Origin of the sequence: Caldovatus aquaticus (assembly GCF_019458025.1) — a bacterium.
In the GTDB taxonomy this organism is placed as follows: Bacteria; Pseudomonadota; Alphaproteobacteria; order Acetobacterales; family Acetobacteraceae; genus Caldovatus; species Caldovatus aquaticus.
The window spans coordinates 25,492-31,823 of sequence record NZ_JAHZUY010000042.1; the positions used below are offsets into that span (position 1 = coordinate 25,492).

A 6,332-nucleotide genomic window follows, 5' to 3' on the forward strand; every position below is an offset into this window, starting at 1 on the left:
GTCCGCCCCGACCGGGTCGCTGCCGGCGCACGCACGCCCCTCGCGGCAGCACCCCCCTCACGCTACACGAACTGCGTTGGTTCGAATTTCGAGGCCCTGCGCCTTGCCACCCTGCGCCGGCTCGCCGCGGCAGTCCGCGACCAGGGCCGCCTCGCCGTGTCCCAAGCCCTCGACCTGACGGCGCCCGGGGCGGATGGCAGAGGTGCAGATCTCAACCGCATCCGGCCGCAACGCCTGCTCGACCAAGCCCGGGCCGAGGCGATCGAGCACCGGGAGACCCTGCGGCGGGAGGCGGCGGAACGCCTGGAGGCGTCCCTGGCCTGCCCCGCCCCGCCACACCCGGCCACGCCCGCGCCACCCTCTGCCCCTCGACTTGGCCCTGGCGGCGCGGGGGCAACAGCGCCTGGATCTGCTCGGCTTCGATCCCGGGCCACCCGACGGGCTCTACGGCGCCCGCACCCGCGCCGCGGTGCGCGCCTTCAAGCATCTGCGCGGCCTGTCGCCGGAGGCCGACGCGCTGCTGACCGCCCTGTTCCCTGGTGCCGGCCGGCACCCGCCGCCGCTCGAAACGCCGCCTCGGACCCGGCCCTGCCGGATTGTCGGACTCGGGTTCGTGGCCGCCCGTGACCGCCGCTGCGGAGGCGCAAGCGGTGCGGCCCATGGCGGGAACCCGCTCGCTGTTCCGCGCCTCGGCCACGGCAATCGGCCGCGCGCGAGGCGAAGCAGGCGGAAGCCCGGGGACGAGCGCGCTCGCCGGAGCCGTGCCGACGGCAGAAAACGCGGCGACGCAGCCCCGCGCCTCACCGAGGCAGGCGGGCGCATCGGTGGCAAAACGCGACGCCGCGCCGTCCGTGCGGACCGCGGCCTCGGCGGTCCTGGCGCGGCCGCGCTCCCGCGGCGCGCGGCGGCGCAGTGCTGCGCCGCCGGCGAGGCTGGCGCGCTATGCCGGTGCCGGATCGTCCTTCGACCGCGCAGGCGCGTCGCAAGACCCTCCCGCTTCGTCTCTCGCCCCGTTTCGCGCCCGCGTCCCGTTTCCCGCCCAACGCGATCGCCGCTATTCGAGCGGGTCGGCCGGGGCCGGCACGGTGTCGGCGCTGCGGTAGAGCGTCCAGACGAAGCCGGCGGCGACGCTGAGGTTGCGGTCGCGGCGGAACAGCGGGCTGTCGGCGTTGGCGGCGCCGCTGAAGTCCTCGAACCGCGCCCCCGCGATCACCGCGAGGTGCCCGGTGATCGGCACGCGGTAGCTGAACTGCAGCCGCGCGCCGAGATAGCCGGCCCGCGCGCGGTAGGCGGGGCGGTCGGGGCGGGCGAATTCCGGGGCGACGCCGTAGAAGTAGTCCATGTGGCGCGCATCGGCGAACACCGCGCCGAGGCCGATGCGGAAGCGGCTGCGCGGGATCAGCAGGTCGCGCTGCTCCCAGGCGATGTCGGGGTTGAACACCCAGCCGCGGAAGCTGATGCTGGAGAGGTCGGTCGAGAACACCGCCCGCACCGGCGTCTCCAGCATCACGCGCCGCGGCGCGGCCGGATCGCGCCAGAGGGTGAGGCGCAGCGTCGGTCCGATCTCGCCCAGCCAGTCGAGGTCCGGCATGCCCTGGCGCGCGCGGTTCTCGCGCGAGGAGACGGGGAAGGCGCCGGAGGCGCTGAGCGAGAACTCGGCGCGGCCGTCGCGCCAGGCGCGCATCCGGGCGCCCAGCTCGTCGGCGCGGAAGAGGTCGCCGCGATAGGTGAGGGAGGGCGAGACGATGCCGCGCAGCCGGCTCTGCTCCGCCCCCGGATAGTCCGGCACGTAGCCGCCGCCGCCGAGCAGGCCGATCTCGAGCAGCGGGCGCCGCTCCCCCGCCGGGTCCGCCTGCGCGAGGGCGGGCGCGGGAAGCGCGAGCAGCGCGGCGAGCGCGGCGAGGCGGCGCGGCGAGGGCGGCGGGCGGCTCATGCCTCCTCCCGTTCGGCGTCCAGCAGCACGTTGGGCAGCGGCGTGCGCCCCCAGCAGGGCGCGACGGCGATGCGGGCGAATCCGGCGGCGCGCAGGGTCGCGGCGAGCACGCCGACCGGCAGCGGCGCGATCGCGGTGCGGCCGAGATCGCCGCGCAGCAGCCGGCCGAGCTGCTCCGCCGCGTGGCCGACGGCGCTGCGCCAGCCGCGCGCGGGATCGAAGGCGCGGATCAGCACGCGCCGCCGCGCCGCCGCCGCGGCGCGGGCGAGCAGCGCCTGCTGGGCCGGCTCCGGCAGCAGATAGAGCACGTCCACCAGCAGCACGGTGTCGCATTCCGGCAGCGCGACGGGGGCGAGGAAGTCGGCTTCGGCGAACGCGGCGGGCAGGTCGGCGGCGGCGGCGCGCGCCTCGGCGAGCTTCGCCCGGTCGCGGTCGAGGCCGAGCAGCGCCGTGGCGCAGCCGGCCTGGAGCAGGGCGAGGCCGAGCTGGCCGCGGCCGCAGCCGAGGTCGAGCACGTGTCCGAACGGCCGCGCGGCGCCGCGCGCGAGCAGGGCGGCGACGACCGGGTCGGCGCGCAGCTTGCCAGCGACGAAGCCCCGTGCCCAGCGCGAGGCGCCGGCGTAGCGCGCGGCGACGGCGCGGCGCAGCGCGGCGGCGTCGGCGCCGCGATCCGCCTGTCCGGGATCAGGGAGGGGAGACGGCACGGCGTCGCAGCGGAGGAAGGGGATGCGAGTCCGGGAACTATGCGTGACCCGGCGCGGCGCCGCAACGCGCCGGCAGCGCCCCTGTCCGGCACGGCCGGCCGCCCGGAGCGGGGCGCGCGCCCCTGCCGAGGCGGCGCGGCAGCGCGTCGCCCTTCGCGGGCGCAGAGGCGGCGGGCGCGCGGCCCGGTGTGGCCGCCGCGCCGTCGCGGCGAACCGCGCCTCCCTTTCCGCCGACGAGACTGCGGCGGCGATGCGCGTGAAGGCGTTCCGCCCCCCGGCGGCGGATGCTCCTCCTCCCGCCCGGAATGCGGCTCCCGACCGGGCGGGGCGGCACGTCGTCATGCCGCGGAGCCTGGCGGCGACGTTCGGGCGGCGCGCCGGCCCGCCACCGGCGCCTCCCCCGCGGCGAAGGCCTGGTCGCGCTTCCCCGGGCAAGAACCGCAGCCGACCGGGCCGCCGCGATGGCCGAGGACGAACCGCGTGCCGGGGAAGACACGAGTGGCGCACGCGGCGGAACCGTCCGTCGGCGGCGCGCCAATGCGCCGTCAGCACCGCCTCGACCGCATCGCCGAGCGCGAGGTCGGCGAAGCCGACGATGGCGGTGGCATGCGCCGGGCCGTGCCGGCCGCTCGCGCTCGTCGCCGGCTGGCCGGCGACGGGCTCGGCCTCGCCGACAGGGCGCGTCTCCTCCGGGCCCGCGGCGGGGAACATGGCGGGGCGCCGCACGAACGCGGCGGCGACGGCGTCGTGCCTGCTGCGCAGGTCGGCCAGGAATTCGTCGCGCAGGCGGCGTTGCCGTCAGCCGGTCCCGGAGGCGGCGGTGGGCGCCCCGGCCGGCAACTCGGGCTCCGGCCGCTGCCGCGCCAGCCAGGGGCGGTCGGGCGGGAAGATGCGGCCCCAGGGCGTCAGCGAGGGGACGGTGCGGCGGGGGTCGCCGCGCGCCGCGGCCGCGGAGCCGGGCGGGCGCGGGCGCGTTGTCGGTCCCCCCGCGCCCGCCTAGCCTGACCGGCCGCGCGGCGGGAGGAGGAAGCGATGCCCGAGGGAACCGACGTCTTCGAGATCATGCACACCACGCGGGCGATGCGCCGGCTGAAGCCGGACCCGGTGCCCGATGCGCTGATCCGCCGGATCCTCGAGGCCGGCATCTGCGCCGCCAACGGCGGCAACTCACAGCGCTGGCGCTTCCTCGTGGTCAAGGACCCGGCGATCAAGAAGGCGGTGCAGGTCTGGTACAAGAAGGCCTTCGACGAGGTGATCGGACCCCGCTACGCGGCGAGCGCGCCGCCGCCCGGCGTCAGCGCGGAGAAGTACCGGCGCCAGCACGCTGCCGTCGCCTACCTCACCGAGCACTTCCACGAGGCGCCGGTGTGGATCGTCTGCTGCCTCGAGGAGAGCGGGACGCCGACGCGCTGGTCCGGCGCCTCGATCTATCCGGCGGTGCAGAACATGCTGCTCGCGGCCCGCGCGCTCGGCCTCGGCGCGACGCTGACGACGCGGCACCTGCTGTTCGAGAAGGAGACCGAGGCGGCGCTCGGCCTGCCGCCGGGCGTGCACTCCTACGCCATCCTGCCGATCGGCTGGCCGATGGGGAAGTTCGGGTCGGTCGGCCGCGGCAACCTGGCGGATTTCGTCTTCGAGGACCGCTGGGGCCGGCCCTGGAGCGGCGCGCAGGCCTAGCGCCGCTTCCGCCCGGCTGCGGGCGCGGCTCCGCCGCATTGCCCGCCGAGCCGAGCCGCCCTCGCGGCGGTCGCCGACCGCGCGCGATCCGCTCGCGCGGGCGCGGCGGCGGTCAGCCCGCCCTGGGCAGCGCCACACCGATCAGGCAGTCGCGGGTGACGATCGCGGCCAGGCGCTCCTCGCTCCAGCCCTCGGTCCCGGCGGGGCGCATCGGCAGCACCATCCAGCGGTAGTCGGCGGTGCTGTCCACGACCCGGACCTCGACGTGGTCCGGCAGGTGGGTGCCCCACTCCGCCAGCACGCCGCGCGGATCGCGCACGGCGCGCGCCCGGTAGGCGGCGGACTTGTACCAGTGCGGCGGATAGCCGAGCACGGCGCGCGGATAGCAGCTGCACAGGGTGCAGACGACCAGGTGATGCCGCGTCGGCGTGTCCTCGAGCACACCGAGCGGCGGCGCGCCCGCCATGGTGACACCCATCGCCTCCGCCGCCGCCGTGCCGTCGGACAGCAGCAGCCGGCGGTAGTCCGGGTCGGTCCAGGCCCTCGCGACCATGCGCGCACCGGTCTCGGGCGAGGCGCGGTCGGTGATCGCCTGGCGCTCGGCGATCTCCTCCTCGGTCAGGATGCCCTTGGCGGTCAGCGCGGCGACCAGCTTCTCGAGCATCGCCACGCTCTCGGGGCGGGGCGGGGCGGCCATCTCAGGGACTCCCTTCGGCGAGGGGTTCGAGCCAGTGCTCGAAGATCTCGACCAGCACCGTGTCGCGCGGATGGCCCTCGTTCCACAGCGGCCGCTGGTCGAAGCGCACATGGTAGAGCCTGCGCCGCGGCGCCGGCCGGCCGAAGGCGAGGTCCTCCGGGTTGGGGAAGGCGCCGAGCGCGCGCTCGACCGTGCCGGTGCGGCCGCGGACGTAGTGCGGGGTGCGGATGTGGCACGGCCCCCGCTCCTCCGGCCAGTCGTCCCGCACGCGCACCCGCGCGCCGGGCGCGAAGGCGGCGCCCGCCTCGGTCATCGCAGCTCCTCCGCCGCGATCACGCCCTTCTCGATCATGATGGCGGCGATCGAGCGCAGCCAGCGCTCGTAGTAGCCGAGGGCGTGGTACTCCTCGGGCGGAAGCGATTCGATGCCGCGCCGCAGCTCGTCCACCGTCATCAGCTTCTTCTGCGCGAGGATCTGGCGGATCGCGTCCACCCGCTTGCCGAAGGCGTCAGGCGGGGCATCGTCCGGGTCGATCGGCGTGCAGCGGAAGCGGCTGGCGCCGCCGAGGTCGTGCGTGGCCGGGACATGGGCGGGAGCGTCGTCGGGCATGGCGCAAGGCTAGGCCCGGGCGCCGGCGGGAGTAAAGCGGCCCGGCCGGGGCGGCGGCTACTTCACCTCCTCGGCGGCGCCGACGCCCCAGATCTCGGCGCGGCGGATCCAGCCGCGGACGCGGCCGACCTCCACCTCGCACCACTCGCTGCCCGCCTCGCAGCGGTTGAGCCGGCCGACGACGCCGGGCTGCAGCCGCGCGACCGGGGCCGCCCCGGCGTCCGGGCGGCGACGCAGCAGCCGCTCCTCGCGGCCGGGGACGAGGAAGCTGCGGCGCCCGGTGAGGGTGGAGACGTGCACCCAGCCTTCGGTGCCGTCCACGTCGCGGATGCGGCGCCAGACGTCGTGCTCGCGCAGGATCACCACGGGCCAGGCGCGGCGCTGGAAGGTCCATTCGATCGGATAGCGGGTGCCGGGGCCGGCGCGCAGATTGACCTCGTCGGAGCGCAGGGCGGCGAAGCGCGGCAGCGGCAGGCCGGTCACCGGACCGGTGAGCGGCGCGGCCGGTTCGGGCGGGCTGCCGGGCTCCCCAGGCGGCGGGGCATTCGGGCCCGGCGGCCGGACCACCGCCGCGGTGCCCATGGCGGCGCCGGCCGCTCCTGCCGCGGCCCCGGCGGCGGCCCCGGCGGCCGTCCCGGCAGGGCGCCGGGCGGTTCCGGCGGGCGACGCGGCCGCCGGCGGCCGGCGCGACGCCGCTTGCGGCGGTGCCGCG

General features: G+C 77.2%; 8 protein-coding genes and 1 pseudogene. 2 read left to right on the forward strand and 7 right to left on the reverse strand.

Features of this window, described 5'->3' with window-relative positions; all coding sequences use genetic code 11:
• Nucleotides 1–57: 57 nt before the first annotated feature.
• Entirely contained in the window at nt 58–270 is a 213-nt protein-coding gene (locus K1J50_RS13630) for a hypothetical protein (RefSeq protein WP_220118262.1), read from the reverse strand.
• On the opposite strand from K1J50_RS13630, the pseudogene K1J50_RS13635 reads away from it, so the two are divergent.
• Nucleotides 194–493 (forward strand): annotated as a pseudogene (locus K1J50_RS13635) (peptidoglycan-binding domain-containing protein); the annotation flags it as partial. The gene K1J50_RS13630 and the pseudogene K1J50_RS13635 overlap by 77 nt on opposite strands.
• A gap of 561 nt (nt 494–1,054) precedes the next feature.
• Here K1J50_RS13635 and K1J50_RS13640 read toward each other — a convergent pair.
• The gene (locus K1J50_RS13640; RefSeq protein WP_220118263.1) at nt 1,055–1,933 is read right to left on the reverse strand and encodes a MipA/OmpV family protein; all 879 of its coding nucleotides are present in this window, start codon (nt 1,931–1,933) and stop codon (nt 1,055–1,057) included.
• On the reverse strand, nt 1,930–2,637 hold the full coding sequence (locus K1J50_RS13645) for a methyltransferase domain-containing protein (RefSeq protein WP_220118264.1): 708 nt from the start codon (nt 2,635–2,637) through the stop codon (nt 1,930–1,932). Before K1J50_RS13645 ends, K1J50_RS13640 begins: the two co-directional genes overlap by 4 nt.
• A gap of 1,032 nt (nt 2,638–3,669) precedes the next feature.
• On the opposite strand from K1J50_RS13645, the gene K1J50_RS13650 reads away from it, so the two are divergent.
• Nucleotides 3,670–4,314, forward strand: coding sequence for a nitroreductase family protein (locus K1J50_RS13650; RefSeq protein WP_220118265.1), 645 nt, complete (start codon nt 3,670–3,672; stop codon nt 4,312–4,314).
• Nucleotides 4,315–4,426: 112 nt separating this feature from the next.
• On the opposite strand, the gene K1J50_RS13655 is transcribed toward K1J50_RS13650, so the two are convergent.
• From K1J50_RS13655 to K1J50_RS13670, 4 genes are read right to left on the reverse strand one after another with little or no spacing between them, the layout of a single operon-like run.
• On the reverse strand, nt 4,427–5,011 hold the full coding sequence (locus K1J50_RS13655; RefSeq protein ID WP_220118266.1) for a nitrile hydratase subunit alpha: 585 nt from the start codon (nt 5,009–5,011) through the stop codon (nt 4,427–4,429).
• Nucleotide 5,012: 1 nt separating this feature from the next.
• A complete protein-coding gene (locus K1J50_RS19620; RefSeq protein WP_220118267.1) occupies nt 5,013–5,324 on the reverse strand; it encodes an SH3-like domain-containing protein in 312 nt (103 codons plus the stop codon).
• Nucleotides 5,321–5,620, reverse strand: coding sequence for an SH3-like domain-containing protein (locus K1J50_RS19625; protein WP_220118269.1), 300 nt, complete (start codon nt 5,618–5,620; stop codon nt 5,321–5,323). Before K1J50_RS19625 ends, K1J50_RS19620 begins: the two co-directional genes overlap by 4 nt.
• 57 nt (nt 5,621–5,677) lie before the next feature.
• Complete coding sequence (locus K1J50_RS13670; protein WP_220118270.1) at nt 5,678–6,202, reverse strand: SH3 domain-containing protein; 525 nt, start codon at nt 6,200–6,202, stop codon at nt 5,678–5,680.
• Nucleotides 6,203–6,332: the final 130 nt, after the last annotated feature.

Excerpts from the sequence above, each read along its gene's own strand:
- K1J50_RS13650 (WP_220118265.1), top strand. The coding sequence starts at position 3,670 with ATGCCCGAGGGAACCGACGTCTTCGAGATCATGCACACCACGCGGGCG.
- K1J50_RS13655 (WP_220118266.1), bottom strand. The coding sequence starts at position 5,011 with ATGGCCGCCCCGCCCCGCCCCGAGAGCGTGGCGATGCTCGAGAAGCTG.
- K1J50_RS13640 (WP_220118263.1), bottom strand. The coding sequence starts at position 1,933 with ATGAGCCGCCCGCCGCCCTCGCCGCGCCGCCTCGCCGCGCTCGCCGCG.
- K1J50_RS13670 (WP_220118270.1), bottom strand. The coding sequence starts at position 6,202 with ATGGGCACCGCGGCGGTGGTCCGGCCGCCGGGCCCGAATGCCCCGCCG.
- K1J50_RS19625 (WP_220118269.1), bottom strand. The coding sequence starts at position 5,620 with ATGCCCGACGACGCTCCCGCCCATGTCCCGGCCACGCACGACCTCGGC.
- K1J50_RS19620 (WP_220118267.1), bottom strand. The coding sequence starts at position 5,324 with ATGACCGAGGCGGGCGCCGCCTTCGCGCCCGGCGCGCGGGTGCGCGTG.